The sequence below is a fragment of the Sorangium sp. So ce131 genome (assembly GCF_051519095.1).
GTDB lineage: Bacteria > Myxococcota_A > Polyangia > Polyangiales > Polyangiaceae > Sorangium.
Genome location: NZ_CP150455.1, coordinates 7085281 through 7110094 on the forward strand (window position 1 = coordinate 7085281; position 24814 = coordinate 7110094).

At 72.7% G+C, this 24814-nt stretch carries 26 protein-coding genes; 15 read left to right on the forward strand and 11 right to left on the reverse strand.

Translation table 11 applies throughout. The features are described from left to right. Positions 1–17 precede the first annotated feature (17 nt). The 10 genes from WMF43_RS25810 to WMF43_RS25855 all read left to right on the forward strand — a co-directional run bounded on the left by WMF43_RS25810 (position 18) and on the right by WMF43_RS25855 (position 10853). Positions 18–371 (forward strand): cupin domain-containing protein, encoded by a 354-nt coding sequence (locus tag WMF43_RS25810; protein WP_437668575.1) that lies wholly within the window; start codon positions 18–20, stop codon positions 369–371. 121 nt (positions 372–492) lie between these two features. Beyond that, a complete protein-coding gene (locus WMF43_RS25815; RefSeq protein ID WP_437684089.1) occupies positions 493–1635 on the forward strand; it encodes a serine/threonine-protein kinase in 1143 nt (380 codons plus the stop codon). Positions 1636–1639: 4 nt separating this feature from the next. Further along, positions 1640–1975 carry a hypothetical protein gene (locus tag WMF43_RS25820; protein ID WP_437668576.1) on the forward strand — a complete coding sequence of 112 codons (336 nt, stop codon included), beginning with the start codon at positions 1640–1642 and terminating at the stop codon, positions 1973–1975. Positions 1976–2245: 270 nt separating this feature from the next. Next, positions 2246–3133 carry a hypothetical protein gene (locus WMF43_RS25825; protein WP_437668578.1) on the forward strand — a complete coding sequence of 296 codons (888 nt, stop codon included), beginning with the start codon at positions 2246–2248 and terminating at the stop codon, positions 3131–3133. Between the two features lie 269 nt (positions 3134–3402). After that, entirely contained in the window at positions 3403–4476 is a 1074-nt protein-coding gene (locus WMF43_RS25830; protein ID WP_437668580.1) for an ABC transporter ATP-binding protein, read from the forward strand. After that, positions 4473–5198 carry an ABC transporter permease gene (locus WMF43_RS25835; RefSeq protein WP_437668582.1) on the forward strand — a complete coding sequence of 242 codons (726 nt, stop codon included), beginning with the start codon at positions 4473–4475 and terminating at the stop codon, positions 5196–5198. Before WMF43_RS25830 ends, WMF43_RS25835 begins: the two co-directional genes overlap by 4 nt. Next, positions 5195–7195, forward strand: a complete 2001-nt coding sequence (locus WMF43_RS25840) for a Gldg family protein (RefSeq protein WP_437668584.1) — start codon at positions 5195–5197, stop codon at positions 7193–7195. Before WMF43_RS25835 ends, WMF43_RS25840 begins: the two co-directional genes overlap by 4 nt. Beyond that, positions 7192–8238, forward strand: coding sequence for a DUF4340 domain-containing protein (locus WMF43_RS25845; protein WP_437668586.1), 1047 nt, complete (start codon positions 7192–7194; stop codon positions 8236–8238). Before WMF43_RS25840 ends, WMF43_RS25845 begins: the two co-directional genes overlap by 4 nt. Positions 8239–8419: 181 nt before the next feature. Next, positions 8420–9040: a hypothetical protein gene (locus tag WMF43_RS25850; RefSeq protein WP_437668588.1), complete on the forward strand. Its 621-nt coding sequence runs from the start codon at positions 8420–8422 to the stop codon at positions 9038–9040. Between the two features lie 4 nt (positions 9041–9044). After that, a complete protein-coding gene (locus WMF43_RS25855; protein ID WP_437668590.1) occupies positions 9045–10853 on the forward strand; it encodes a serine/threonine protein kinase in 1809 nt (602 codons plus the stop codon). A gap of 13 nt (positions 10854–10866) precedes the next feature. Here WMF43_RS25855 and xerD read toward each other — a convergent pair whose 3' ends face one another. Continuing rightward, entirely contained in the window at positions 10867–11757 is an 891-nt protein-coding gene (xerD, locus tag WMF43_RS25860) for a site-specific tyrosine recombinase XerD (protein WP_437668592.1), read from the reverse strand. A 134-nt stretch (positions 11758–11891) separates the two neighbouring features. Here xerD and WMF43_RS25865 point away from each other — a divergent pair, with 134 nt between their 5' ends. The 3 genes from WMF43_RS25865 (at position 11892) to rpmB (ending at position 14553) form a co-directional block, all read left to right on the forward strand. Beyond that, a complete protein-coding gene (locus WMF43_RS25865) occupies positions 11892–12770 on the forward strand; it encodes an N-formylglutamate amidohydrolase (RefSeq protein ID WP_437668594.1) in 879 nt (292 codons plus the stop codon). Between the two features lie 13 nt (positions 12771–12783). Continuing rightward, positions 12784–13878 (forward strand): hypothetical protein, encoded by a 1095-nt coding sequence (locus WMF43_RS25870; RefSeq protein ID WP_437668595.1) that lies wholly within the window; start codon positions 12784–12786, stop codon positions 13876–13878. A gap of 450 nt (positions 13879–14328) precedes the next feature. After that, a complete protein-coding gene (rpmB, locus tag WMF43_RS25875; RefSeq protein WP_104982632.1) occupies positions 14329–14553 on the forward strand; it encodes a 50S ribosomal protein L28 in 225 nt (74 codons plus the stop codon). Between the two features lie 261 nt (positions 14554–14814). On the opposite strand, the gene WMF43_RS25880 is transcribed toward rpmB, so the two are convergent. From WMF43_RS25880 to WMF43_RS25925, 10 genes are all read right to left on the reverse strand, one after another. Beyond that, complete coding sequence (locus WMF43_RS25880; RefSeq protein ID WP_437668597.1) at positions 14815–15864, reverse strand: hypothetical protein; 1050 nt, start codon at positions 15862–15864, stop codon at positions 14815–14817. After that, on the reverse strand, positions 15861–16586 hold the full coding sequence (locus WMF43_RS25885) for a DUF72 domain-containing protein (RefSeq protein ID WP_437668599.1): 726 nt from the start codon (positions 16584–16586) through the stop codon (positions 15861–15863). The genes WMF43_RS25880 and WMF43_RS25885 overlap by 4 nt, the downstream gene beginning before the upstream one ends. A gap of 92 nt (positions 16587–16678) precedes the next feature. Next, positions 16679–17575: a lysophospholipid acyltransferase family protein gene (locus WMF43_RS25890; RefSeq protein ID WP_437668601.1), complete on the reverse strand. Its 897-nt coding sequence runs from the start codon at positions 17573–17575 to the stop codon at positions 16679–16681. A 131-nt stretch (positions 17576–17706) separates the two neighbouring features. Then, entirely contained in the window at positions 17707–18888 is a 1182-nt protein-coding gene (queG, locus tag WMF43_RS25895) for a tRNA epoxyqueuosine(34) reductase QueG (RefSeq protein WP_437668603.1), read from the reverse strand. A 37-nt stretch (positions 18889–18925) separates the two neighbouring features. Then, on the reverse strand, positions 18926–19513 hold the full coding sequence (locus tag WMF43_RS25900; protein WP_437668605.1) for an RNA methyltransferase: 588 nt from the start codon (positions 19511–19513) through the stop codon (positions 18926–18928). Beyond that, positions 19510–20412 (reverse strand): tRNA (guanosine(37)-N1)-methyltransferase TrmD, encoded by a 903-nt coding sequence (trmD, locus tag WMF43_RS25905; protein ID WP_437668607.1) that lies wholly within the window; start codon positions 20410–20412, stop codon positions 19510–19512. The genes WMF43_RS25900 and trmD overlap by 4 nt, the downstream gene beginning before the upstream one ends. A 39-nt stretch (positions 20413–20451) precedes the next feature. After that, positions 20452–20964: a ribosome maturation factor RimM gene (gene rimM / locus WMF43_RS25910; protein ID WP_437668609.1), complete on the reverse strand. Its 513-nt coding sequence runs from the start codon at positions 20962–20964 to the stop codon at positions 20452–20454. Positions 20965–20976: 12 nt separating this feature from the next. Further along, a complete protein-coding gene (locus tag WMF43_RS25915) occupies positions 20977–21228 on the reverse strand; it encodes a KH domain-containing protein (RefSeq protein WP_104982640.1) in 252 nt (83 codons plus the stop codon). Between the two features lies 1 nt (position 21229). After that, on the reverse strand, positions 21230–21496 hold the full coding sequence (gene rpsP, locus WMF43_RS25920) for a 30S ribosomal protein S16 (RefSeq protein WP_012237071.1): 267 nt from the start codon (positions 21494–21496) through the stop codon (positions 21230–21232). 453 nt (positions 21497–21949) lie between these two features. Then, the gene (locus WMF43_RS25925; protein ID WP_104982642.1) at positions 21950–22132 is read right to left on the reverse strand and encodes a hypothetical protein; all 183 of its coding nucleotides are present in this window, start codon (positions 22130–22132) and stop codon (positions 21950–21952) included. Positions 22133–22283: 151 nt separating this feature from the next. On the opposite strand from WMF43_RS25925, the gene WMF43_RS25930 reads away from it, so the two are divergent. Continuing rightward, positions 22284–23834 (forward strand): DUF4350 domain-containing protein, encoded by a 1551-nt coding sequence (locus tag WMF43_RS25930; protein WP_437668611.1) that lies wholly within the window; start codon positions 22284–22286, stop codon positions 23832–23834. Continuing rightward, the gene (locus WMF43_RS25935) at positions 23831–24808 is read left to right on the forward strand and encodes an AAA family ATPase (protein ID WP_437668613.1); all 978 of its coding nucleotides are present in this window, start codon (positions 23831–23833) and stop codon (positions 24806–24808) included. Before WMF43_RS25930 ends, WMF43_RS25935 begins: the two co-directional genes overlap by 4 nt. The last annotated feature ends 6 nt before the right edge of the window (positions 24809–24814 follow it).

The following is a 24814-nucleotide window of genomic DNA, read 5'->3' on the forward strand; positions in this document are numbered from 1 at the left end:
AACCGACGCGCGAGTCGGTGCCTGTGCAGTTGCCGTTCATCGTTGCGAACGTGGCGGCCGTCGCCGCGCGCCCGGAGTCGGTCCCGTGGCGGCGCTTCCGCGAGGGCGTCGAGATCCACCGCCTCTACGGCGACGGCAGCGAGGGCGCCTCGGCGGCGCTGCTGCGCTACGCGCCGGGCGCGTCCGTGCCGCAGCACGTGCACCGCGGGCACGAGCACATCCTCGTGCTCTCGGGATCGCAGTCGGACGAACGCGGGCTGCACCGCGCCGGGACGCTCGTGGTGAACACGCCCGGAACCCGGCACAGCGTCGCCAGCGCGGAGGGCTGCATCGTCCTCGCGATCTGGGAGCAACCCGTCGTCTTCATCTGAAGTTCATCTGAAGCCATCGGCTTCATCTGAAGCCATCCGCGCCCAGGGCCCTTGTGCGCGGATGTGCGATATCTCTATCCGGCGCTCGTCGTCCGCGCTACCCTCTCGCCCCGTGCTTGCCATGGCCCTCGGGGCGCAACCCGCTGTGGGCGACCTGTTCGCCGGCAAATACCGCATCGAGCAGCTGCTCGGAGAGGGCGGCATGGGGCTCGTGTTCCGCGCGCGGCACATCCACCTCGACGAGCCGGTCGCGATCAAGCTCCTGCGGGACGAGTACATGAGGGACCCTCTCCTCGTCGAGCGATTCCTGCGCGAGGCGCGCGCGGCCGCCAAGATCAAGAGCGATTACGTCGTCCGCGTGGTGGACGCCGACACGCTCGACGGCGGCCCGCCTTACCTCGTGATGGAGTACCTCGAAGGCCACGATCTGGCCACGCTGCTGCAGCAGAGCGGCCCGATGGCCCCGGCGGAGGCGGTGGGCCACGTGCTCGCGGCGTGCGACGCGCTCGCCGAGGCCCACGCGCTCGGCATCGTCCACCGCGACCTGAAGCCCGCGAACCTCTTCGCCGCGCGCCAGCGGGACGGCTCGACCTGCACCAAGATCCTCGACTTCGGCATCTCCAAGCTCGCGGGCACGGCGGAGGAGCTGACCCGGACTGGCGCGGTGCTCGGCTCCCCGCTGTACATGGCCCCCGAGCAGATGAGGTCGTCGCGCGCCGTCGACCACCGGGCCGACATCTGGTCGCTCGGCGCCGTGCTCTACAAGCTCCTGACCGACGCGGCCCCCTTCCCTGCCGCGAACCTCCAGCAACTCGGCATGCTCGTGCTCATGGCCGACCCCGTCCCCCCGCGGCAGCAGCGGCCGGACCTCCCGGAGGACCTCGAGGCCGTCGTGCTCCGGTGCCTGGAGAAGCCGCCGGAGCGGCGGTTCTCCACGGTCCTCGAGCTCGCGGCTGCGCTCGCGCCGTTCGCGCCGGAGGCGGCGGAGCGCGTGCTCTCGCGGGACCGGCCGCTCCCGCCCGAGCCCCCGTCCGGAGCGCCCCCGCGCGGGACGGCGCGGCCTGCGCCGCCCACGCAGACGCCGCTTCCCGGGCAGGGCGCCGCGCCGCGGCGGGACGTGACGGCCCTCTCCGCCCGCGGCGGTTCGCCGGGCGGCGCCGCGCCGCGCCCGTGGTTCACACGGGAGGGCGCGGTGCTCGCGGCGGCGGCGCTCGCGGCGGGGGCGCTGATCGCCCTCCTCTTCTTCGTGTTCCTGCGCCGCTAGCTCCGTGCTTCACAAGGCTGGCCAGGGAGCCCGAGAGATCGCGCCCTGCGCCCGCGAGCTGCTGCGCGAGCCCCTCGAGCTGCTGCCACATCGGCACGAGCCGCTCGACGCCCAGGAAGAGCTCCACGACGGGGTTGGCCTGCTCCGGGGGCACCACGCGCGCAGGAGATTGACCGACGATACGTCCGATGGTGTTGCCGGTTGCCATGGTGTCACCTCACCGCGCGTGGCCGGCGGGCACGATCGGCTCCTCGCCGCGCCGCCGCATGCGCTCGCGCTCCACCTCGGGGGGTGGAGCTCCTCCACCTGGTCGAGCTGCAGCGCGCACAGGAACGTGTAGTCGCTCTCGCCGTACTGGACGCGGCACTTGCGCTTCCGGTAGCTCCCCGCGAGGCGCAGCGCCGGGGAGATCCCCCACTCGATTCGGCAGAGAGCGCGACGATCAGCGCGCCGGAGCCGACGCGGGCCGCGACCGCCTCGCGCCTCGGCGGGACCTGGGTACGACATCGCCGCACGCACATCCGCGCCGGCTCCCCGGAGCGCCCCCGGCGCTCGCTTTCTCCGGCGCAGAGGTTCAGTTGAGCCGCATTTTACCGTACGCTCTCCGGTGATGGATGCGAGGAAGACGCTCCCCCCGGGGCCGCTCGTCACGGACGAGGACATCCGGGAAGAGCTCCGGCGGCTGTTCGACGCCGGCCCCGACTCGGGGCTCGTCATCCGGGTCTACGGCGAGTCGGGAGAGGGTGCGGCAGCGGCCGACACCTTCCGCGAGATGCTCGCGTCGCTGCGCATGTACGAGGGCACGGCGAAGGACAAGCCCCTGGAGATGCTCGTCGACGCTCCGGGCAAGGCGCACATCGCGCGCGCGCTGTCCGTGCTCGGGCACAAGCAGCACCAGAAGCGGATCCTCGATCACATCCTGACCACGTTCGGCCGGCGCCTCATCGACCCGCTCGCCGAGATCCTCGACACGACCCCGTCCGGCTCGGTGACCGCGCGGCTCACCATGCTCCGGGACATCTTCCTCGCGCACATCGCGGATCTGCGGATGACCCCGGAGTCGCAGCAGATCCTGACCAGCGACCTGCGCAAGCTCATGACCGACGAGTACCTGGCCATGGTCGCGGAGAACGAGGAGCGCGTGCAGCGCCCGCGCGTCGCGATGCTCGCGCAGCAGATCCTCCGGCTCGTCGGCTCGACGTTCCACCGGGCGCTGAAGCGGTGGCCCGATCACGCCGAGCAGATCGCGTCGTCCATCGCGCGGCGGAGCCCGAAGAAGGTCCGGCTCAGCGAGGTCCCGAGGCTCATCCGCGGCCAGATCACCGATGGAATCGAGGAGTTTCTGTGGATCGAGACGAGCGCGGACATCGAGGGCGCCCTCCGCCCGATGCTCGCCGAGCACCAGGACGTGATGCCGGTGACCCAGACGACGCTCGACCGATCGACCTACCGCGAGTTCGCCGACGCCTGCTGGGCCATCATCGCGGAGCACTGCTGACCTGACGGCCCCGCTCGGGCGCACGCCTCGCCGCGAAGCCCGCCGGCGCGCCCAGGGCGCCGCGACGCCCCGGTCGTCGCACACTCCCCACGTCGCGGGCGATTGTGTCCGGGCGGGAGGCCGCCTCTGCGACGGCTCCGGCGCGCCGCGTCGGGAATGATTTCCGTCACGCGCTGTTGTAAGGGGCCGCTGGCGCCTGGACCGCCGCTTGCGGCGTCCGTTTCCGCCGGCGCGGACAGCTTCTTCCCTTCGCGGAGGGGTGCACGGCCGTGATCGAAATCAACGATCTCTACAAATATTACGGCGACCGGAAGGCCATAGGTCCCCTGTCGTTCTCCATCGAGGCGGGCGAGATCGTCGGCCTGCTCGGCCTGAACGGCGCGGGCAAGACGACGACGCTCCGGATCCTCGCCTGCGACCTCCTCCCATCCGCGGGCCAGGTCCTCGTGGACGGGCTGGATGTCGTCGACCACCCGCACGAGGTGCGGTCCCGCATCGGGTACCTCCCCGACCGGCCGCCGCTCTACGACGAGATGAGCGTGCGCGCGTTCCTCCACTTCGCCGCGCGCCTCCGCGGCGTGGACGCCGGCGCGGTCGACAAACGCGTGGCCGAGGCGCTCGCGGTGACGCAGCTCGAGGACGTCGCCGCGGATCCCATCAGCGCCCTGTCGCACGGCTACAAGCAGCGGGTCGGGATCGCCCAGGCGATCGTGCACAAGCCGCGGCTGCTCGTGCTCGACGAGCCGATCAGCGGCCTCGACCCGGTGCAGATCGTCGAGATGCGCGCCCTGCTCCGGAGCCTGCGCGGTGAGCACACCATCCTGCTCTCGAGCCACATCCTCTCCGAGATCAGCGAGACGTGCGACCGCATCCTCGTGATCCGGGACGGCGAGATCGGCGCGCAGGGCACCGAGCAGGAGCTCTCCGCGAAGCTCCTGCACGGCGTCCGGGTCGAGCTCACGGTGCGCGGGCTCGCGGCCGAGGGCTCCGGGTACCGCGCCGCGCGGGGCGAGGCCGCGCGCGCGCTCGAGCTCGCGCGCGAGGTCGAGGGGGTCACCTCCGTCGAGCAGATCGCCGCAGCCGAGCCGGGGAGCGACGTCGTGAGCTTCGCCGTCGAGGCGGACCGCGACGTGCGCGCGGCGCTGTGCGCCGAGCTCGTGCAGGCGGGGATCGGCATCCTCGAGGTGAAGCGGAGCGAGCGCGAGCTCGAGTCGGTGTTCCTGCGGCTCGCGACGCGCAGGGAGAAGGCGGAGCCCGCCGCGGCCGAGAGGGCGAAGGCGGGCGGCGAGGCCAGGCAGGCCCGCGCCGAGGGGCGCGGCGAGGAAGGCGAGGGCGAAGCATGAGAGGGACATTGCTCGTCGCGCGGCGGGAGCTGTCCGCGTACCTGAGATCACCGCTCGGGTACGTCGTCGCCGCCGCGGCGTTGCTCATCGACGGCATCTACTTCCAGGTCGCGGCGCTCGGCTCGGGCGCGCGGCTCTCCGCGGACGTGCTGCTCAAGTTCTTCGACGGCACGGCGTTCATCACCATGGTCGCGGCGCTCATCCTCTCGATGCGGCTCATCGCCGGCGAGCGCGAGAGCGGGACGCTCATCCTGCTCAAGACGGCGCCCGTGCGCGACGGCGAGATCGTCTTCGGCAAGTTCCTCGCCGCCCTCGCGCTGGTCGCGCTGATGACGGCGGTCACGATCTACATGCCGCTGCTCATCTTCGTGAACGGCAAGGTCTCCGTCGGCCACATCGTGGTCGGCTACGCCGGCGTCCTGCTGCTCGGCGCCGCGTCGCTCGCGATCGGGCTCTTCGCCTCGACGGTGGCGGCGAGCCAGGTCATCGCGGTCATCCTCGGCGCGGCGATCCTCGGGACGCTCGGCTTCCTGTTCCTCGTCGCCCGCGTCACCGAGCCGCCGCTCAACGACTTCGTGAGCGCGCTGAACATCTACCCGCTCAACCAGAAGCCGTTCCTGAGCGGCGTGCTCCGGCTGGAGAACGTCCTGTACTACGTCGCGGTCGCGTACTTCTTCTTGCTCGCCGCGACGCACACCCTGAGGGCACGGAGGTGGCGGTGAAGGACAACAAGACAGAGGCCCACGGGGCCGAGGCCGCCGGCAAGGCCGGCGCGGAGGAGGGCGCGCCGAAGCGCGCGCCCGAGCCGCCGCCCGGCGCGGAGAAGCAGGCCGCGCCGGCGCCCGCGCCCGCCGGTGAACCGACGCTCCGCGCGGGCGGCTGGATGGTGCCGGCGTACGCCGGGGCGCTCCTCTGCGTCTTCCTGGGCGAGCGCGTCGTCCCCACGATCGACTGGGCCCGCTACGCCCTGTCGGGGATCGGGGTCCTGACCCTGGTCCTCATCACCGCGCTCCGGTTCGCGACCGCCGTGCGCGAGACGGGCGAGCGCCGCGCCGTCGAGCGGGCGCTCGCGATCCTGTCGGCGCTCGGCGTCGTCGCGATCGCGGCCTACTTCACGACGACCGACGCGGGCCGGGGGCTGCTCGGCGTCGCCGGCGCCGCGCCCGAGACGCGGGCGCGCATCGACGCGGCCACGACGGTCGGCTGGGTCGCGCTCCTCGCGATCGCGACGGTGCCGCTCTTCTTCGGCGAGGCGGCGCTCGCGCCGATGCGGCGGGCCGAGCGGATCGAGGTCCGCCGGGTGCGCGCCGCGACGCTCTCGGGCGTGACGCTCGCGTTCGCCGCGGTCTACTCGGCGCTCTTCGTGTACGGCGCGAGCCAGCTCGATCTCAAGGCGGACTTCTCGTACTACCGCACGGCTCGCCCGGGCGACTCCACGAAGCGCGTCGCCGAGAGCCTGACCGCGCCGCTCAAGATCACGGCGTTCTTCCCGCAGCAGAACGAGGTCGGCGCCGAGGTCGAGGGCTACCTGCGCGAGGTGAAGGCGGCGTCGCCGCAGATCACCGTCGAGATGCAGGACCGCCTGCTCGTCCCCGCGGTCGCCAAGGAGGCGAAGGTCACGCAGGACGGCGTCATCGTGCTCTCGCGCGACGCCTCGCGCGAGACGGTGACCATCGGCGCCGACATGAAGACCGCGGGCGCCAAGCTGAAGAGCCTCGACGCCGACTTCCAGAAGGCGCTGCTCAAGGTGATCCGGACGCAGCGGATCGCCTACATCACGGTGGGCCACGGCGAGATGAACGAGGCGGCCGGCAAGGCCGCGGCCGAGGGGCGGACGGCCAAGAACCTCCGCAAGCTGCTCGAGTCGCAGAACTACCAGGTGAAGGACCTCGGGCTCGCCGAGGGGCTCGGCAGCGAGATCCCGAAGGACGCGTACGTCGTCATCGTCCTCGGCCCCGAGAAGGAGTTCCTGCCGGAGGAGGTCGCGGCGCTGAAGCGCTACGCGGACGGCGGCGGGCACCTCCTGCTCGCGCTCGATCCGGACGCGAAGGTCGACCTGAACCCGCTCGCCGGCGCCGTGGGCCTCGCGTGGAAGCCCGAGGTCCTCGCGAACGACCGGATCTACGTGCGGCGGCGTTACAACGACTCCGATCACACGATGCTGGTCACGCAGCGGTACTCGTCGCACGCCTCGGTCTCGACGCTGAGCCGCCACGCGCAGCAGGCCCCGACGATCTTCCCCGGCGCGGCGTCGCTCGACAAGCAGGGCGAGGGCGACCTGAAGATCGACTTCGTCGTCCGGTCGATGGGCGAGACGTTCGCGGACGCGAACGGCAACTTCAAGTTCGACGAGGGCGAGAAGCGGAGCGCCTACAACCTCGCCGCGGCGGTCTCGAAGCAGCTCGCGCCGGGCGGCGAGGACGGCGGCGAGAAGCAGGAGCTCCGCGCGTTCGTGCTCGCCGACGCCGACGCGTTCAGCGACGCGGTGTTCAGGAACGAGCCCAACATCGTGCTCGCGCTGGACGCGCTCCGGTGGCTCGGCGGCGAGGAGAGCTTCGCCGGCGAGATCACGACGAACGAGGACGTGCGGATCGAGCACACGAAGGAGAAGGATCAGGTCTGGTTCTGGGCCACGATCCTGGTGGCGCCGGCCCTGGTCCTGGGGCTCGGGCTCTTCATCACGCGCCGCGGGCGGCGCGCGAGCGGGAGGCGCGCATGAGACTGGATCGCAGCTTTTTCGTGCACCTCGGCCTCCTCGTGGCCGCGGCCTTGTTCGCGACCCTCGTCTGGACGCGCGACAAGAAGGCCGCCGCGCTGGCGGTCGCGGACGTCACCGTCTGGGCCGGCCGCGCCGAGGACGTCGAGGGCATCACGTTCGAGGGGAAGTCGAAGAAGGTCACCCTCGAGGCCAAGAAGGACAAGGAGGGCCGCTACTTCGTCGGCACGGCGGAGCGCAAGACGACGCCCCCGCCCGACAAGCCGAAGGACGACGTGCACGGCGAGGGCGACGACCACGACCACGACGAGGCGCCCGCGGAGCCGGAGCCGGCGGTCAAGACGACGACGTTCGTCTCGGTGGGCGCCGGCAACAAGCTCGCCGAGGCCGTGGCCCCGCTCAAGGCCCTGCGCGCGGTCGGCCGCATCCCGGACGATCGCGCCGGCGAGTTCGGCCTCGCCGAGCCGGAGGGCACGCTCACCGTCAAGCTGCGCGGCGCGGAGCGCAAGCTGGTCCTCGGCGCCGCGACGCCGGGCGGCTCGGACCGCTACGCGCGCGACGAGGCCACCGGCGAGGTGTACGCCATCAAGGGCGACATCTACCGCGACCTCGACACCGCGGAGTCGCGGCTGCTCGAGCGGGATCTGCACGAGTGGAAGGACGCCGACGTCGCCCGCGCTCGCGTCATCGTCGCGGACAAGCGCCGCGAGATCGTGCGCAGCGGCGACGAGGCCAAGAAGTTCTGGGCCGACCCGGCGAGCCCCGAGCAGAACGACGAGACCGTCGCCAACTGGATGAGCAAGCTCGATCGGCTCCGCCCCACCGAGTACGTGGCCACCCTCCCCGAGCAGAAGGAGGTCGTGGTGCGGGTCGAGTACGCCGGCCGCTCGGGCGACATCGGCTTCCTCGAGCTCGTGAAGGGCCCGCCCGGAGCGAGCGGCAAGCCCGACTACTTCCTGGTCACCGAGCGCACCCGCCTGCACGGCAAGGTGCCCGCGGGCCTCGCCGAGCAGGTCGAGCAGGACGTCGGCGCCGTCGTCAAGTAGCCACCCGCGCAGCCCGCGCGGCCTCGCGCCCTCGGGCTGCCCCCCGCGGCGCCCGAGCCTCCCCCCGGCGCCCCGCGCCGCATTCCGCCGCGCAATCTCCCCCCAGCTTCGCTCTTTTCTTGCCGTACCGGGTCCGGAGCTGCAACGCTCGTGCGCAATGTTCTTCCGACGATGGCCCACCTTGGCGCTGAGCGCTGCGGCGGCGCTCGCCGCGGCGTGCAGCTCGCCGCCTCCACCGCAACCCGAAGCGCCCGCGCCGATCGCGACGCCGGCGCCTCCCCCCCCGGAGCCTGCCCCGCCGAAGCCGTGCAAGGCGCTCGACGAGCAGTGTCAGGCAGAGGAGTCGACCCGGGCGAAGATCGCCAGGAGCTCGCTCGTCTTCGCGCCCGTGAAGGGCTGGACCTACGCCCAGGGAGAGAGCGCCACGATCGCGCAGGCCGCCGACGAAGGTCCGGCGCTCGCGACCGCGCAGGTCGACGTGGGCGAGGGCAAGCCGGCGACCGAGAAGCGCGACGCCGCGCTCGACGCGCTGGCGCAAGAGATCAAGGTGACGCTGCCCAAGAAGAAGCTGAACTGGAAGAAGCCCGACGACGTCAAGGACATCGCCGGAAGGAAGATCGGCCTCTGGCAGAAGGAGGGCGCGGCGCGCGGGACGAAGAAGGGCCCGCTGCTGATCTTCGCCGACACCGGCAAGGAGGGCGAGATCGTGATCGGGCTCGGCTTCGTGCCGGACGACGACACCACCGGCGCGGACGCGACCATCCTGCAATCGATCGAGTCGATCTCGGTCGCTGGGGAGTGATCGCGTGACGGCACCGAACGTCGCGCCGGGGAGCGTCGTCGCGGGGAGGTTCTCCGTCCGCTCGCTCCTCGGCTATGGCGGCGCGACGGCCACCTTCCGCGCGGTGACGGCGCAGGCGCGCGACGTCGCCCTCAAGCTGTACTCGCCGGTCATCGGGCAGCGCCCGGACGTGATGCAGCACCTGCAGCGGTACGTGGCTGAGACGAACAGGCTGCCGAACGAGCTCGCCGCGCACATCCTCGAGGCCGGCTACGATCCGGCGACGGCCGCGCCCTTCACGGTGACGGACATGCTCCTGATCCCGTCGCTCGCGGACGTCGCGGTGCGCCGGCCGATGACCTTCGAGGAGGTCGGCGCGATGCTCCGCTCGCTCGCGGCGGTGCTCGACGCGGCCCACGCGCGCGAGGTGCCCCACAACGGGCTCAGGCCGACGAACCTGTTCATCGACCCGAGCTCCCCGGGCCACGTGAAGGTCACCGATTTCGGGCCGTCGCTCGCGCGCACCCTGCTGCCCACGCCGGAGGGCTACGTCCTCTCGGCGCCCTGGCTCGCGCCGGAGCAGCTGCAGCCGGGCGCGCACACCGGGGCCGCCGCCGACATCTTCTCGGCGGCGCTGATCGCCTTCTTCGCGCTGACGGGCCGCTCGTACTGGCGTTCCTGCCAGGGGCAGGTCGACGTCGCCGCGTGGCAGCGCGAGATCATGGCGCCGCGCCTCGCCGCGTCCGCGCGCGCGGCGGAGCTCGGCATCCCGCTGAGCCCCGCGCTGGACGCCTCCTTCGCGCGCGCGCTGGCGCACGACCCGCGCGAGCGCTTCCGCTCCGCGAGCGAGCTCGCGGCGGCGCTCAGCGGCTTCTCGGCGCACGCGATCGAGGTGGGCTCGACGCTGGCCCTCTCCCCTGCCGCCGAGGCGGTCGCCCCGTCGCCGCCTGGCCACGCCGCCGCGGTGGCCACGCTGCAGCCGCCGGTCGACGTCACGCAGCTGGCGCCGTCGCCGCTGGCCTCGCCGCCCCAGCTGGCACCTCCGCCCCACGTGCCGCCGCCTGTGCAGGCGCCGCCCCACGTGCCGCCGCCTGTGCAGGCGCCGCCCCACGTGCCGCCGTCCCCCGTGGCGTCACCGCAGCAGCCGGCGCCATCACGGCCGCTGCAACCGACGCTCGCCGACGAGAACAGCGCGCCGGAGCCTTCATTTCAGGCAAAGGATGCGGTGGCCTCCTCTGCCGTCGTCCCCGCCCCCGCGCTCACCGCGGTCATCAACGGGCAGCGCTCGCCGCGGGGCAAGGCCGCGTCCCTGGCGGTGGGCGTCGCCGCGGTCCTGCTCGTCGGGGGCGCCGCCGCGGCGTGGTTCGCCATGGATCACGGCGACAAGCCGGCCCCGGGCCCGAGCGCCTCGGCCAGCAGCGAGGTCGCGCCGTCCGCGCCCCCCGTCGAGCCGCCTCCTTCCCAGGTGGCGAGCGCGCCGGCGGTCGACGCCGGCTCGCCGGTCGCCGCGCCCGACGCGGGCGCCGCGAATGCCGGCGCGACGGCGGCCGCGAGCACCGACGTGCCGGCGCGGATCACCTGCAAGCCCGTCGCCTGCGAGGAGATCACGGTCGACGGCAAGGCGGTCGCGGACCCGGCGGACATCCGGCTCACCCCGGGCGTGCACAAGCTGGGCGTGAGGCGCGCCGGCTACTTCCCCCGGACCCAGAGCGTCGTCGTGAAGGCCGGCACGCCGGTCGAGCAGGAGTTCGAGCTCACCGCGATCCCGCCTGGCCCCGCGCAGCCTGCTGCGCCCAGCAAGCCTTGCGGAAAATTCCTCAAGCGCTGCAAATAACGGCGCGGCGCGCTCACGCGCGCGGGTGCGCGCGCCGGTAGGCCGCGCGGACGTGGTCGTCGGCGAGGTGCGTGTAGATCTCGGTCGTCACGATGTTGGCGTGGCCGAGGAGGGCCTGGACGCTCCGGAGGTCGGCGCCCCCCTCGAGCAGGTGGGTCGCGAACGAGTGGCGGAGCTTGTGCGGCGAGCTCGGCTTGCCGATGCCCACGGCGCGGGCGTACCCGCCGAGGAGCTTCCACACCGCCTGCCGGGTGAGCGCCCCTCCGCGCGGGGAGAGGAACAGCACCTGCGTCGCCGCGCTGCGCGGGTGGGCGGCGCGCGCCTCCAGGTAGGCGTCGATGGCGGCGAGCGCGGGCTCGCCGAGCGGCACGAGCCGCCGCTTCCCGCCCTTGCCGAGCGCCATCACGATCCCCTTGCGCCGCTCGATGTCCGCAATCTTGAGGCGCACCACCTCGCTGACGCGGAGGCCGGCCGCGTACATCACGTGCAGCATCGCGCGATCGCGCAGCCCCCTGAAGGTCCCTTGCTCGGGCGCCTCGATGAGGCGGGCGATCTCGTCGAACGAGAGCACCCTGGGCAGCCGCCGCCCGACCCGGGGTCGCTCGACCAGCGCGCAAGGATCCCGCTCGATGCGGTGTTCGCGGAGCAGGAACCGGATGAACCCCCGCACCGCGGAGAGGTGGCGGGCCGCCGAGCTGGCGCTGATGCCCGCCTGCCCCAGGGCGACCAGGTACGTGCCGACCAGCGCCTGATCGAGCCCCTCGACGGTCGTGACCCCGGCCGCCTCCGCGTGCGCGACGAGCTTGGCGAGGTCGTGGCCGTAGGCCTCGAGCGTCAGGGGCGCCAGAGCCCGCTCGACGCGGAGGTGATCCAGGTACGCGTCCACCCAGCTCGCGAGGTCCACGCCCCACGCTACAGCGAAAGCGGCGAAGCGCACCAGAAAGCCGGCCCTGGCCGGTGTGCCCTGGACAGCGGGGCCGCCTCCACGCTCCTTGAGCCCCCCTGAATCTGGCCGTCCCCGTTCCAGCCGGACGCGGAATGCGTCAAAGTGTGGTGGTGGTGTCGCCCTTCGAGGTCGTCGAGCCCCGCGGCGCGGAAAGCCCGGTCCTCGTCGAGGTACCGCACGCGGGCCTGCACATGGATCCCGAGTCGCTGTCGTGGACCATCGCGCCGGCGCGCAGCATCGGTCGGGATGCCGACCTGTACGTCGATGCGCTCTTCCAGGACGCGCCGGACGAGGGGGCGACGCTCCTCTTCTCCCGGATGAGCCGCCTGGTCATCGACCTCAACCGGAGCGAGACCGACTGCGACAGCGACGCGGTCGAGGGCGGGGGCCGGACGCCGTACCCGCGGGGGCTCATCTGGCGGCTCACCACGGATGGCGAGCCCATCCTCAGCGCTCGCCTCCCGAGGCGCGAGGTGGAGCGTCGGCTCGACCGCTTCTACCGTCCCTACCACCGCAGCCTCAGCGCCATCCTCGCGCGCAAGCGCGAGCGCTTCGGCTTCGCGATCCTCCTCTGCGCGCACTCGATGCCGAGCCAGAGCCGCCGTGGTCATGCGGAGGGCGCCGTCAGCCGCGCCGACATCGTCCCCGGGACGCGCGGCCGGACGACCGCCGCCAGCGCGGTGATCGACGCGGTCGACCAGCACGCGCGGTCTTGCGGTTTTTCCGTGCGGCACGACGATCCCTACAAGGGAGGCTTCAGCACCGCCCACTACGGCCAGCCGCACCGCGCCATCCACGCCGTGCAGATCGAGATTGCGCGCCGGCTGTACATGGACGAGCAATCCCTTGGCATGGATGGGCAAGGATTCGCCGCCGTGCGAGACTTCGGGCGTACCCTGGTCGCGCGGCTCACCTCGTCCGATCTGCTCGGTCTGCTTCGCTGCAACCCCTTCGATGCCCGTGAGATCTGATCCAGCTCCATCGATGGAAAAGCCTTACCCAGAGGCGAACCGCGATCGCCCGCCAGCGAGCCATCGCGCGCCTGCCGGACGCGAGAAGGCTGCGCCGGCCCAGGCGGGTCTAGCGGACGCCGACGCGGCCGGCGGGGTCATCGAGGGGAGCGGGCCTGCGGCATCGAACGATGCCGCGCCTTCCCCGCAGCGCTCCGGATCGAGCCCGGTCATCACGGTCGAGGAGGTGCCCGCGAGCGCGCCGCGCGAGAACGTCAGCAAGCCGCTGCTCGCGTCCGAGGCGCTCATGGAGGACCTGGCGCCGATGCGCCCGGCCCAGGACGCGGCGCGGATCTGGTGCGCCGCCGTGGGCGTCGGCTTCCTGGTGCTCGGCGGCCTTTCGGTCGCAGGGCTTCGCCCGGGGGGCGCGGCGGCGGGGCCACCCGCGTTCGTGCTGGGCATCGTCTCGCTGTTCACGGCGCTGACGTCGGTGAGTTACCGGCAGCGCGCCGTCGCCATGGTGGTGCTGGGGGTGATCGGGACCCTCATCGGCCTGAAGGGCGCCGGTTCGGCCCCTGTGGATGGCGTCGGCTGGGGAGCCGCTCGGGCCGCGGCGGCGATGGCGCTCCCTGCGGCGCTCGTCTTCCGTTCTCGCTACCGGGCTTACAGCGGCGCCCGCTGGCTCCTCGTCGCCGCTTTCCTGATCGCGCTCCCGTCGTTCGGGCAGGCGGTTGCGCGGCTCGCTTTGTACGATCCCCACCTGGCTCAGCTCGGCGCGCTGGTGGTGGTGCTGGCGGTGCTGTCCAGCTTGACCGGGTTCATGGGGGCGGAGACCACCGGCGCCGGGGCGTTCCTCGCCGTCGCGGTGGTGCTCGCCTTCACGACCGACCTGATCATCGGCGGGCTCGCCCAGATCCACACCTTCTCGACCCGGAGCGTCGTCAGCGTGTTCTCCGCTGCCCTCGCGTTCGCCGCGACGTCTGCCATCACGAGCCTCGGGCTGTTCCAGATCCTCGCGTGGCGCCTGGCCGCCGACGCCCGCCGGATCGACCTGCACTCGCGCCCCAAGGACAAGGACACGCCGGATCGCGACCAGCGACCCCCCTCCGGCGGCGAATGGCTCACCTAGAGCTACGGTCGCCCGCTGCGGAGACGGGCCCAGCTCGACGTTTTCGGTGCTCAGCGCACTGGAGTGCGCTTCCGCGCCGAAAACGCCGATCTGGGCCCGTCTCCTGTGCGGGCGACCGCAGCTCTTGATCCACGAGAGGGCGCCGCCGCAGCAGCAGCGCTAGTTCGTGAGGCGGGCGCCGCAGCGCTCGTCCACCGGGGGGGGCCGCTGCTCTGGTCCGGGGGGCCGCTGCTCTGGTCCGCGGTTTGAGAGCCGGGACGACCTCTTGGTGAGCGAAAAGTTGGGTCCTCGGCGGCGGAGGGGGTCCGGGAGGCTTGACATGTCCGCCGGCTTCCTTCACTTTCCCGCGCTCCCGAGCCCCCTGCTCCCCCGCGCAGGGCTTGCGCTCGGACAGTTTTACCGAGCAGGGTCGGGGTACCGAGGGCGGTCCCCCTTCCAACCGAGGACGTCATGGCGAAGAGCGACATCACTGGGAAGCGGAAGCTTCTGGCGCAGAATGTCTCCCACTCCAACATCAAGACGAAGCGCTGGCAGCTCGTGAACATCCAGACCCGACGCGTCTGGGTCCCCGAGCTCAACCGCTTCGTGAAGCTCAACCTCACGACACGCGACATCCGGACGATCGACAAGATCGGCGTCGTCGCGTACGCGAAGCGCCACGGCGTCACGCTCTAGGCAAGACACGGCGGCGTCGCGTACGCGACGCGCCACGCTCTAGACGAACGCAGCGCGCCGGAAGCCCTGGGAGGGTTTCCGGCGCTTACATTTTTATAACTCGAACGCTGAACCTCAAGGATCTTCAGGCGGCCGGCACCGCCGGCACCGACGCCTGGTCGTGTTGCCTGTGCGCCCGCGACGACTGGGCGCGGCGCTGAGCGCCGACGGTCCAGCGTGCCTTTGCGACGTGCTCGTCGCCGGTTCACGCCGGAGGCTGCGTCAGTCGCTTGCGGATCGGGCTCCCGCGCCTGCCATGAAGCCGGCCGCGAGGTTGACCGCGCGGGCGTCCCGGTCGTCCCTCACGACGGCCAGGGCGGCGTCGGCGCCGAGCTGCGTCCGGACGTCGTGGAGGGCGGTCTCGAGGGCCGTGCCGCGGAGGAGCGCGCCGAGGGCGCTCACGTCGAGCTTGGGGCGACCCGTCAGCGCGATGGCCGCCGCGAAGGCGCTGCGCTGGAGGATCGCGATCGGCGCCGCCGCGGGCAACGGCGTGCCGGGGGCGAGGCGCGTGATCCCGCGGCGAACCGGGACGGCGTCGCGGCCGAGCACGATCTCCAGCTCGGGCACGGCGATGCCGTCGTCGGTGCGCGCGTAGGCGAGCGCGGCGATGGTGCCCCAGCCGTCGCAGGCGACGATGGCGTCCGCAGGCCGCGCCTCGTCTCCGACGGGCCACGGCGCCTGGAGCGCCGTCGCGCCCTCGGTGATCGTGGTGGACGCGGCCTCCACCTCGGCAGGCACCGCCTCGGCGAGGTCCTCGGCCGTCAACGTGCCCCCCGCGACCGCACCGCCCACGCCGAGCAACGCCCGCTCCACGTCGCGCGCCCGGAGCGCCACCGCGCCGAGAGAGCCGACCTCGCGGAGCAACCCGGCCCGCGCGCCCGCGCCCGCGCGCTCCGCGGCGACCACCCCGGGGCGCACCAGCTCGCGCAGCCGCGCGCGCCCGAGGTAGCCGTGCAGCAGCACCAGCATGCCGAGCGAGCGCGGGACCGCGACGCGCGCCGCCTCCGGCACGCTCTGCCCGTCGACGAACCCGCGCGGCCGGGGCGCGCCGCGCCCCGGCTGGATCGCCCGGCCATCAAAGGCCCTCGCGCCCACGCCGACGCCGGCCGCGAGCGCGACGGCGGGCGCGAGCAGCACGTCGGGCTGCGCGCCCGCCGCGGCGAAGAAGCCGGCGACGATCGCGTCGATCGCGCTGCCGGACGCCTCGAGCGCAGCGCGCGCCGCGGAGGCCGCAGCGGCGTCGCTCGCCGTAGCTGCAGCGCCGCGGATCACTGCTCCTCGTCCTCGGCGACGAGGGTATTCGGCATGGGCATGGTAGGCCTTACCACGGCCGAAGCCGTTGATCGATCGGGCTTGCGCGCCAGCAGCGCCGCGAGCGACGCCTTGATCTGGGCCGCGCGGTCCCCCTCGACGACCACGAACACCTCGCGCCGCCCGCGCAGGCGCTCGGCCACGCGCTCGAGCGCGGCCGCGCTCATCGACGACGACTTGCCGAGCGCACGCAGCCGCGAGTAGACGATCGGCCCGGGCGGCGGCGTGTCGCGGGCGACGTCGAGCACCGGGATCACCTTCGCCGCGCGCGCGGTCGCGATGATGTCGTCGCGCTCCCAGATGCCAGCGGGCTCCCAGCAGCGCACGACGCCCTCGGCGGGCAGGCGCTCGAACAGCGCAGCGAGCTTCTTCCGGTTGGTCGCCGTCGGTCGGAGCGACGCCGGCGTCTGCAGCACGACGCACCGCGCCTCCAGCACGGCGGCGACCTCCAGCGAGGTCGCGAGCGCCTCGTCGAGCTCGCCCCCGGCCGCGAGCTCGCCGACCACACGCGGCAGCACCACGCTGAAGACGAAGCCGGGCGGTACGGCCTTGCGCCACTTGCGCAACGTCGTCGCGCGCGGCAGCGAGGCGTCGACCGGGCGGAGCTCGACCATATCGAAGCGTTGTTTGTACTTCTGGAGATCCCCCTGGAGCGAGGGCAGTCCGACAAGGAGACGGGCCATCAGCGCGGACTCTTAACCCAGCTTGCGCGCCGATGCAGCGCGTGGCCGACCGCGGCGTGATTTCTCATTTGTAGCTGGAAATTCCTTGAATTTTACTCGAAGTGGAACCACTGCGTCGGGTTCGCCCGGAGGAAACTCTCCATCGCTCCCGTGACCTGGCGCGCCGCGACATCAAGCTCGGACGGTCCTGGCTTGCGGGGCAGCGAGATGGGCGGGGCGATGCAGATCTCGTACTGCATGTAGCCCGTCCGCCGGGTGAAGACCGGGACGATCGGCGCGCCGCTCGCGGCCGCGAGCTGCAGCGGGCCCTCCGGCACGCGCCACGGCTTGCCGAAGAGCTCGACATCGCGCCCGCGCATCCCGGACGGGAGGCGATCGATCTGGATGGCGACCACGCCCCGTCGCCGCAGGTGCGCGAGCAGCGGGAGGATCGCGAGCGGATCCTCGTCGACGTGCTGGATCCGCATGCCGACCCGGTCGCGCGTGCCGTCCTGGATGGCCTGCGCCCGGCTGTCGCGCTCGCGCTGCATCACGACGATCACGTCCGCGGCGTGCACCGAGCGCAGCAGCGGCGCCGCGGCCTGCCAGCCGCCGGCGTGCGCGGTGACGACGATCACCCCGAGGCCGCGCCGGTACGCGTTCGTGAAGTGCTCGTCGTTCACGCACACGCCGGTGAGCCGATCGGGCCGGGTGCTGCTCGCGATGAACGCGTCCGTGAGGCAACCGGCGAAGTTGATGAACACCCGGGCGACGTCCCGGTACTCCTCGAGCGCCCCCCGCGGACCGAGCGCCAGCCGCAGGTTCCTGCGCACGGCCCGCCGCTGCGCCGGCAGCACCGCCCCGACGGCGAGCCCGAACAGCGCCGGGCAGCGGCGGACGAGCACGTCTGGGCCGTAGGTCACGCTGGCGTCGACGGCGCGCCGCCAGAGGACGGAATCGTGCTGGCGCAGATCGTCGAAGAGCGCCCGGAGCCTGGAAGATAGAGCCACGTTCGTGATCGTACGCGCGGCGTGTTGCCGGCGGCCACCCTAGCGGATCCTCGGGCGCCCGCGAAGGGCGCCCGAGCACCGCCGCGCCTGCGCGCCTCGCGCGCGACGGCGGCTCTCCGAGGGCAGCCTCCTCAGCCAGCGCCGGGATCTTCGGGCGGCTCGCCAGGCGCCGGGTCCGCCGGGTCCGGCGGCCCGCCGTCCTCCGAGCGGCGCAGCCCCCACGCGGCGACGGCGCGCACCGACGGGTCGTCGTGCTCGAGCGCCGCGGCCAGCGCGCGCTTCGCCCTCGCCGCGGCCGCGCCGCGGGCGCCGCCCGCGAGCCGGTTGGCCGCGACGATGGCCGCGTTCCTCGCGAGCCCGCCGCGCCGCGCTCGCCGGAGCGGCGTCCCGAGGGCGAGCTCGCCGAACGCGCGCTCGTCCAGCGCGGTGAGATCGTCGACGTCCCGCGCTTCCCAGCGCGCCAGGGGGTGGAACGGCTCGGTGCGCTCGAGGGGCGGCGCCGCGGTTTTGTTGAACGGGCAGACCTCCTGGCAGACATCGCAACCGAAGAGGTGCTCGCCGATGCCGGGCCGCAGCTCCTCGGCCGGCGCGCTCCGCTGCTCGATGGTCAGGTACGCGACGCACCGCCGCGGATCGAGCACGAACGGCGCCGTGAAGGCCTGCGTCGGGCACGCGTCGAGGCAGCGCGTGCACGAGCCGCAGCGCTCCGCGATCGGCGCGTCGGGGGTGAGCGGCAGCGTGGTGACCACCTCGCCGAGCAGCTGGTAGCTCCCCTGCCCCGGCGTGATGAGCAGCCCGTTCTTGCCGACGAAGCCGATGCCGGCGCGCGCCGCCCAGACGCGCTCCATCACCGGCTCGACGTCGCAGAGCGGCCGCGCGAGGACCGAGGGCGCGAGCGACCGGATGAACGACGCGAGCCGCCGCAGCCGGCGCTTCAGGTGGTTGTGGTAGTCCTGCCCGCGCGCGTAGCGCGCGATGCTCTGCGCGAGCGGCGCGTCGCGCCCCTCGCTCTCCCTTGGCCGGGCGTACCTGCGGCCGACGCACACGACCGATCGCGCCCCCTCGAGGATCGCGCTCGTGTCCAGCCGCCGCCGCTCTTCCGCGTACTGCGCGAGGTAGCCCATCTCCCCGTGCATCCCGCGCGCGATGAACTCGACGTACCGCGCGTGCTCGACCCCGAGCGGCTCGTCCGCGCGCGCGACGCCGACCACGTCGAAGCCCAGCGCGAGCGCCTGCTCGCGCACCAGCCGATCGGGCGTCGACCAGGCCGCGCTCGCCTCCCCTCCGGGGCGATGGACGTCGCGCTTGCTCATGCTGGTACGGCCGGCAGCGTCGCTGCCTCCACGCGGGTCACCGCGCGGGCTCGCCCGGCGCGCCCCCGCCTAGCAGCCGATCGAGCGTGATCGCGCACGCCGCGCGCACGCTCAGGTGATTATAGCCGGTGTCCGCGGCCGACCGGATGGGCTCGAGCCGGAGGTCGGCGTCGGCGATGAGCTCCGGCGTGAGGCCCCAGCCTGTGCCGAACAGGATCAGCACCGGGCGCTCGGCCTGCGGGAGGAGCCCGCGCGCCGCTGCGTACCCCGTCACCGGGAGCCCTCGCGACGCCGCCGCGGTCGTCCAGACCTCGACGCCTGCTCGCCCCGCGCCGCTCATGGCCGCGTACACGTCCTCGATGCTGGAGACCACGCTGAGCACGTCCAGCGCGACGGCGCGATCGGGGATCCGGCGTTTCCCCGATCCGCTCACCCAGTGCTCCCTGATCCGCTCCGCCAGCGCGCGCTGCGCGGCGACCGGGTGCACGACGAAGAGCCGCTCGGCCCCGTACGTGCGGGCGCTCCGCGCCATGTCGTGCAGGTCGAGGTTGGTGATCGCGGTGGTCACCGTGCCGCCGGAGCGGTCGAGCACGGGGTAGTGAACGAGCGCGAGCGCGAGCCTCATCGCCGCGACGCTCCCTTCTCCTCCGGCGCGAGGCCGGCCTCTCGCGCCTTGCGCCACAGATCGGGCCGGCGCTCTGCCGTGCGCAGCTCCGCTTGCGACCGCCGCCAGCGGGCGATCGCCGCGTGGTTCCCTTGCTGGAGCACCTCGGGCACCGTGTGCCCGCGGAACTCCACGGGGCGCGTGTACTGCGGGTATTCGAGGAGCCCGGACAGCGCGGGGCTGTGCGACTCGTGCTCGGCCGACACAGCGTTGCCCAGCACGCCTGGGAGCAGGCGCACGCACGCATCGATCACCGCCATCGCCGCCACCTCGCCGCCCGTCATGACGAAGTCGCCGAGCGAGATCTCCTCGTCGACGAACGCGCGCACGCGCTCGTCGAACCCCTCGTACCTGCCGCACATGAGCGCGATCGCGGGCCGGGCCGCGAGCTCGATCGCCTTCTCCTGGCGGAAGGGCTGCCCCTGCGGCGTGAGCAGCACCCGGTGCGCGCGCGGCGCGGGGGCGGGCGACGTCGCTTCCGCCGGCATCATCGCTCCCGCCGACATCGTCGCTCCCGCTGACGGCGTCGCCTCCACCGGCGGCGTCGCTTCTGCTTGCGGCACGGCCGCGGCGGACGGCGCCCCCTCCGCAGCGCTCGGAGGCCCGCTCGCCGGCGCGCCCTCCCGGGCGGTCTCGTCGAGGGCCTCCAGGCAGTGCACGAGGCAGTCGACGCGCATCACCATGCCGGAGCCGCCGCCATAGGGGGTGTCGTCGACGCTCCGGTGCCGGCCGATGCCGAACTCGCGTGGGCTGCGGAGCCGCACGGCGAGCGTGCCCGACGCGATCGCGCGCCCGACCATGCCGATGGCCAGGAACCCCTCGAAGAGCTCGGGAAACAGGGTGACTACATCAACGCGCATCGGTTAGCCGCGGCGGGTCGGCCCGCGCCGGACGACGGATCAGACGAGGCCTTCCAGCGTGACCAGCTGCACGGTCTGGCGCTCCACGTCCACGCTGCTGACGAAAGTCTCGGTCAGCGGGACCTCGACCGGCCCGGCGCCCTTCCTCTCCACGACGAGGACATCACACGTGGGGTACGACTGGAGCGACTTCACGTGCCCGAGCAGCTCGCCCTCGGGCGTCAGCACGCGCGCCCCCTCGACGTCGCACGCGTAGAACTCGCCCTCGTCGAGCGGCGCGAACGCGTCCCTCGGCACGCACACCGCCGCGCCGCGCAGCGCCTCGGCCGCGTCCCGATCCTCGACGCCCGCGAGCCGCACGAGCAACGCTTTGTCGACGGGGCGCGCCCCCAGGATCTTCACATCCCGCTCAGCGCCGTCCGGGAGCCGGAGCTTCACCGCCGGCCGCGTGAGGAGCAGGTCGGACCCCTCGTTGTAGAGGCGCAGCCGCAGCTCGCCCTGGACGCCGTGCGGGCGGGCGATCTCCGCGACGGGAACGTAACGTCGCTCCACGCTGGGTTCGTCTCAGTCGAGGATGTCGAGGTGCGCGCGACGCCCCGACTTGCTCGCCGCCGCGCTCAGCAGCGTCCGGATGGACTGCGCGGTGCGCCCGTCCTTGCCGATCACCTTGCCGATGTCCTCGCGCGCGACCGTGAGCTCGATCCGCGGGAAGCGGTCCCCCGCGACCTCACGCACGACGACCCGGTCCGGGTGGTCGACCAGCGCGCGGGCGACGAGCGCGACGAGGTCGACCAGCGGAGACGTCGAGGGCGCCATGCTACTTCGCGGCGTCCGCCGGCGCGGCAGCCTGGGCGAGCCCGGGGTGCTTGAGGAGCAGCGCCACCGTGTGCGTCGGCTGGGCGCCGTTCGAGATCCAGTGCCGCACGCGGGGCACATCCAGGCGGATCTCGGTCCTGCGCGGATCGTAGGTGCCCAGCCGCTCGATGAACCTGCCGCCGCGCGGGCTGCGCTGGTCGGCGACGACGATGCGGTAGAAGGGCGTCTTCTTGGTGCCCGCGCGGGCGAGACGAATATGAACGGCCATCTTGTGAACCTCGATCGGATGGAAGAGCCCGTGCGCAGCGTGTGCACGGCCTGCTCTTGAGGCGCCGGAGCGTAGCTCGTTCAGTGCTCGGCGCCAGAAGCGGGGGCGCAACCTAGGCGAAGACACACGCCGCGGTCAACCCCGCAAAAGCGCGACGGACCCACCAAGGACAACTTTTCCGCCCACGCCGTGGGCGCAACGCCGGGCTTGCGGCCCCGCATGACGTCCCCACGCTGGGACGTGTGCTCGCGCACATGTCCGTCCACGCTAGACCTGTGCGGGGGAGCCTCGGTCCAGGCCGGAAACCGTGCTCCGCGCTGGTGCATCGGAGGGGGATGGGCTCAGAATTCTCGGATTTTGTTGCGAAACAAGGAGTGAGCGCGCGTCTCGCGGGGGTTGCCGATGGGCCGGCGCCCCCGCGGGGCTCACGGGGAAGATGTGCTACACGGGGCGTCAGCCCAGGTCGAGGATGATGACGCCTCGGTTGGGATCGTCCTCTTCCGCGTCAGGAAGACGACGAGGAGCGGGGTAGCGTTCGATCGGCAGCTCGAGGCGCGGTCGGATTTCTTCTCGTCTGGACCGATCCTTCTCTTCTTCGCGCTGCCGTATTTGCTCGATGATGAACGGAGGAAGCATCGACTAACCCCTCCACCTCGTAGAGTGCTCGCGGCCTGAGTGGTGGAACGAGGTCTGGGAGAAAGCACCCCGCTCTAAAAGCGAATCTAGCAATGTGGGATGGCGGGTCAAGGTTATCGCTCGGGCCGACAGTGGTATGTTCGCGGCGCTCATGACGCGGAACGGCGCGTGGTATGCGCGCGTATCTTTCAGGAAACACGCGGAGGATCGGCGCAAGCCGGCGCCTTGGCGAGCGACGTCCGGCACGTCCTCGTCGTCGTCCTCGTCCACGCTGGCGTCGCTGCTGGCCGCGCTGACCGCGATCGTCGTGACGCTCGCGCCCGCCCGCGCAGCGGGCGGACCCTTCGACGTCAACGACACGACCTGGGAGGGCTGCTCGGAGTTCCTCGAGATCGCGCGCGCGGAGCTCGGCGTCGCCAGGGTCCACCCCGTCGCCGTGCTCGACTGGAGCGAGGTCAACGCCGAGGACGGCGTCCTCGTGCTTCACCCGCTGCAGACGCTCGACGCGGACGAAACGACCGCGTTCATGAAGGCCGGCGGGCGGCTCGCCATCGTCGATGACTACGGCCGCGGCGACGACACGCTCCGCCGCTTCCAGATCGAGCGCATCCCGACGCCGGCTCGGCCGGTCGCCACCCTGCGGAACAAGCCCTCCCTCGCCATCGCGGAGCCCGTCATCGACATCGTCGGCGGTCACTCCATCGGCCCGCACCCGGTCGTGAGCCAGGTGCAGCGGCTCGTCACGAACCACGCCACCGGCCTGATCCACCCGAACCTCTCGCCCGTGCTGCGGATTCGCGCCCTCGGCGAGCCGGACGTGATCGTCGCCGTCGCCGGACAGGTCGGCAAGGGGCGGCTCTTCGCGATGGGGGATCCGTCCGCGCTCATGAACATGATGCTCCGGTACCCCGGCAACCGCGCCTTCGCGTCGGGCCTGGCCCGCTACCTCGTCGACGAGGACGGGGCGCAGGGGCGCAAGGGGCGGCTCTACATCGTCGGGAACCGGTTCGAGGAGGAGAGCTCGTTCGGCGGCGAGACGTCGCTCCGCAAGGACTTCGACGCGCAGGTCAAGGCGCTCGCGAACGCCGTCGAGGACGCCCGCCGCGAGGGGCTCCCCGGGGGCGCCCTGCTCGCCCTCGCCGCGCTCGCCGGCCTCGGCCTCGCGATCTGGACGGCGCGCGCCTCGGCCAGGCCGTACCGGAGCCCGCTCCCTCGATACGCCCGCCCGACGCCGCTCGTCGCGCAAGGAGGGGCCGCCGGTCGCTTCGCCGTGCTCGCCGCCCCCTCGTCGCCGCGCGGGCTCGCCTTCCTCGAGCTGAAGAGCGCGCTCGTCGAGGCGCTGGCCGTGCGCTTCGGCCTCGAGGCCAACCCGGCGCCCGAGGCGGTCACGCGGCTCGTGGCGCGAGAAGGAGCTCTTGACGAGCGAGCCCTCTCGGCATTCAAGGAAGTCCTGGCCACCATGTACCGCGTCGAAGCGTCCGTCGTCGCCGGCAAGCCGGCGACCGTGTCCAGGCCTGCGCTCGTCCACGCAGCCGACGTCGTGCGGAAGGTCCTCGCCGCCTGCGGCGCCGATGGACGGCAGCCCCCGCGCCGAGCTCACCCGGGCGCGGAGGTCGATCGTTCGGCGGCGCGCCCCGAAGCGCCGCCTCCGCAGGCGGGCGCGAAGCCCGTAACACCACCCCCTGACAAAGGCGCTCGATGAACCAGGTTCAGGCCGTCGCCGTCGACGAAATCTCCGCGGCCAAGGAGCGGATCGAGGCGGTCCGGCGAGAGATCACGCGCGTTTACATCGGATCGCCGCGCGCGCTCGACATGATGCTCACCGCCCTGCTCGCGCAGGGACACGTGCTGCTGGAGGGCGTCCCGGGCGTCGCGAAGACGACCCTGGTCAAGGCGTTCGCGGCCGCCCTCGGCGCGTCCGTCCGGCGGATCCAGTTCACGCCCGACCTCCTGCCCGCCGACATCACGGGCACGTACGTCCTGTCGCCCAAAGAAGGCACCTTCGCGCTGCGCCCTGGGCCGATCTTCGCGAACCTCGTGCTCGCCGACGAGATCAACCGCGCCCCGGCGAAGACCCAGTCGGCCCTCCTCGAGGCGATGCAGGAGCGGCAGGTGACGATCGAGGGCGACCGCTTCGAGCTCCCGTCGCCCTTCATGGTGCTCGCGACCCAGAACCCGATCGATCTCGAGGGCACCTACCCGCTGCCGGAGGCGCAGATCGACAGGTTCCTCATCCGGGTGAGCCTCGGGTACCCGCAGCACAAGGACGAGGTGGCGATGCTCCGCGCGCACAACGTCGAGCCGCCGCGGGCGCGCGCGACGCTCTCCGTCCAGGACCTCCTCATGCTGCAGGGCGTCGCGCGGCGGATCCACGTCGAGGACGACCTGTACGAGTACGCGGTGAACCTGACGGCGTTCACGCGCACGCACGCCCGCGTGTTGCTCGGCGCGTCGCCCCGCGCGACGCTCGCGCTGATCCAGGCGGCGAAGGCGGCGGCCGTGATCGGCGGGCGCCCGTTCGTGACGCCGGACGACGTGCGCGGCATGGCGCCCGCGACGCTCGCGCACCGCCTCGTGCTCGCGCCCGACGCCGACGTGGACCCGAAGGCGCGCGACGCGATCATCGACGAGGCGGTCCAGCGCGTGGGCTACCGGCGCGCGGCGCGGCCGGCGTAGATCTCC

Bases quoted from the DNA above. Each gene is read 5' to 3' on its own strand.
- WMF43_RS25815 (WP_437684089.1), top strand. From the start codon at position 493: ATGGCCCTCGGGGCGCAACCCGCTGTGGGCGACCTGTTCGCCGGCAAA.
- WMF43_RS25825 (WP_437668578.1), top strand. From the start codon at position 2,246: ATGGATGCGAGGAAGACGCTCCCCCCGGGGCCGCTCGTCACGGACGAG.
- WMF43_RS25835 (WP_437668582.1), top strand. From the start codon at position 4,473: ATGAGAGGGACATTGCTCGTCGCGCGGCGGGAGCTGTCCGCGTACCTG.
- WMF43_RS25845 (WP_437668586.1), top strand. From the start codon at position 7,192: ATGAGACTGGATCGCAGCTTTTTCGTGCACCTCGGCCTCCTCGTGGCC.
- WMF43_RS25865 (WP_437668594.1), top strand. From the start codon at position 11,892: ATGCGTCAAAGTGTGGTGGTGGTGTCGCCCTTCGAGGTCGTCGAGCCC.
- WMF43_RS25870 (WP_437668595.1), top strand. From the start codon at position 12,784: ATGGAAAAGCCTTACCCAGAGGCGAACCGCGATCGCCCGCCAGCGAGC.
- rpmB (WP_104982632.1), top strand. From the start codon at position 14,329: ATGGCGAAGAGCGACATCACTGGGAAGCGGAAGCTTCTGGCGCAGAAT.
- WMF43_RS25885 (WP_437668599.1), bottom strand. From the start codon at position 16,586: ATGGCCCGTCTCCTTGTCGGACTGCCCTCGCTCCAGGGGGATCTCCAG.
- queG (WP_437668603.1), bottom strand. From the start codon at position 18,888: ATGAGCAAGCGCGACGTCCATCGCCCCGGAGGGGAGGCGAGCGCGGCC.
- WMF43_RS25900 (WP_437668605.1), bottom strand. From the start codon at position 19,513: ATGAGGCTCGCGCTCGCGCTCGTTCACTACCCCGTGCTCGACCGCTCC.
- trmD (WP_437668607.1), bottom strand. From the start codon at position 20,412: ATGCGCGTTGATGTAGTCACCCTGTTTCCCGAGCTCTTCGAGGGGTTC.
- WMF43_RS25915 (WP_104982640.1), bottom strand. From the start codon at position 21,228: ATGGCGCCCTCGACGTCTCCGCTGGTCGACCTCGTCGCGCTCGTCGCC.
- rpsP (WP_012237071.1), bottom strand. From the start codon at position 21,496: ATGGCCGTTCATATTCGTCTCGCCCGCGCGGGCACCAAGAAGACGCCC.
- WMF43_RS25925 (WP_104982642.1), bottom strand. From the start codon at position 22,132: ATGCTTCCTCCGTTCATCATCGAGCAAATACGGCAGCGCGAAGAAGAG.
- WMF43_RS25930 (WP_437668611.1), top strand. From the start codon at position 22,284: ATGACGCGGAACGGCGCGTGGTATGCGCGCGTATCTTTCAGGAAACAC.
- WMF43_RS25935 (WP_437668613.1), top strand. From the start codon at position 23,831: ATGAACCAGGTTCAGGCCGTCGCCGTCGACGAAATCTCCGCGGCCAAG.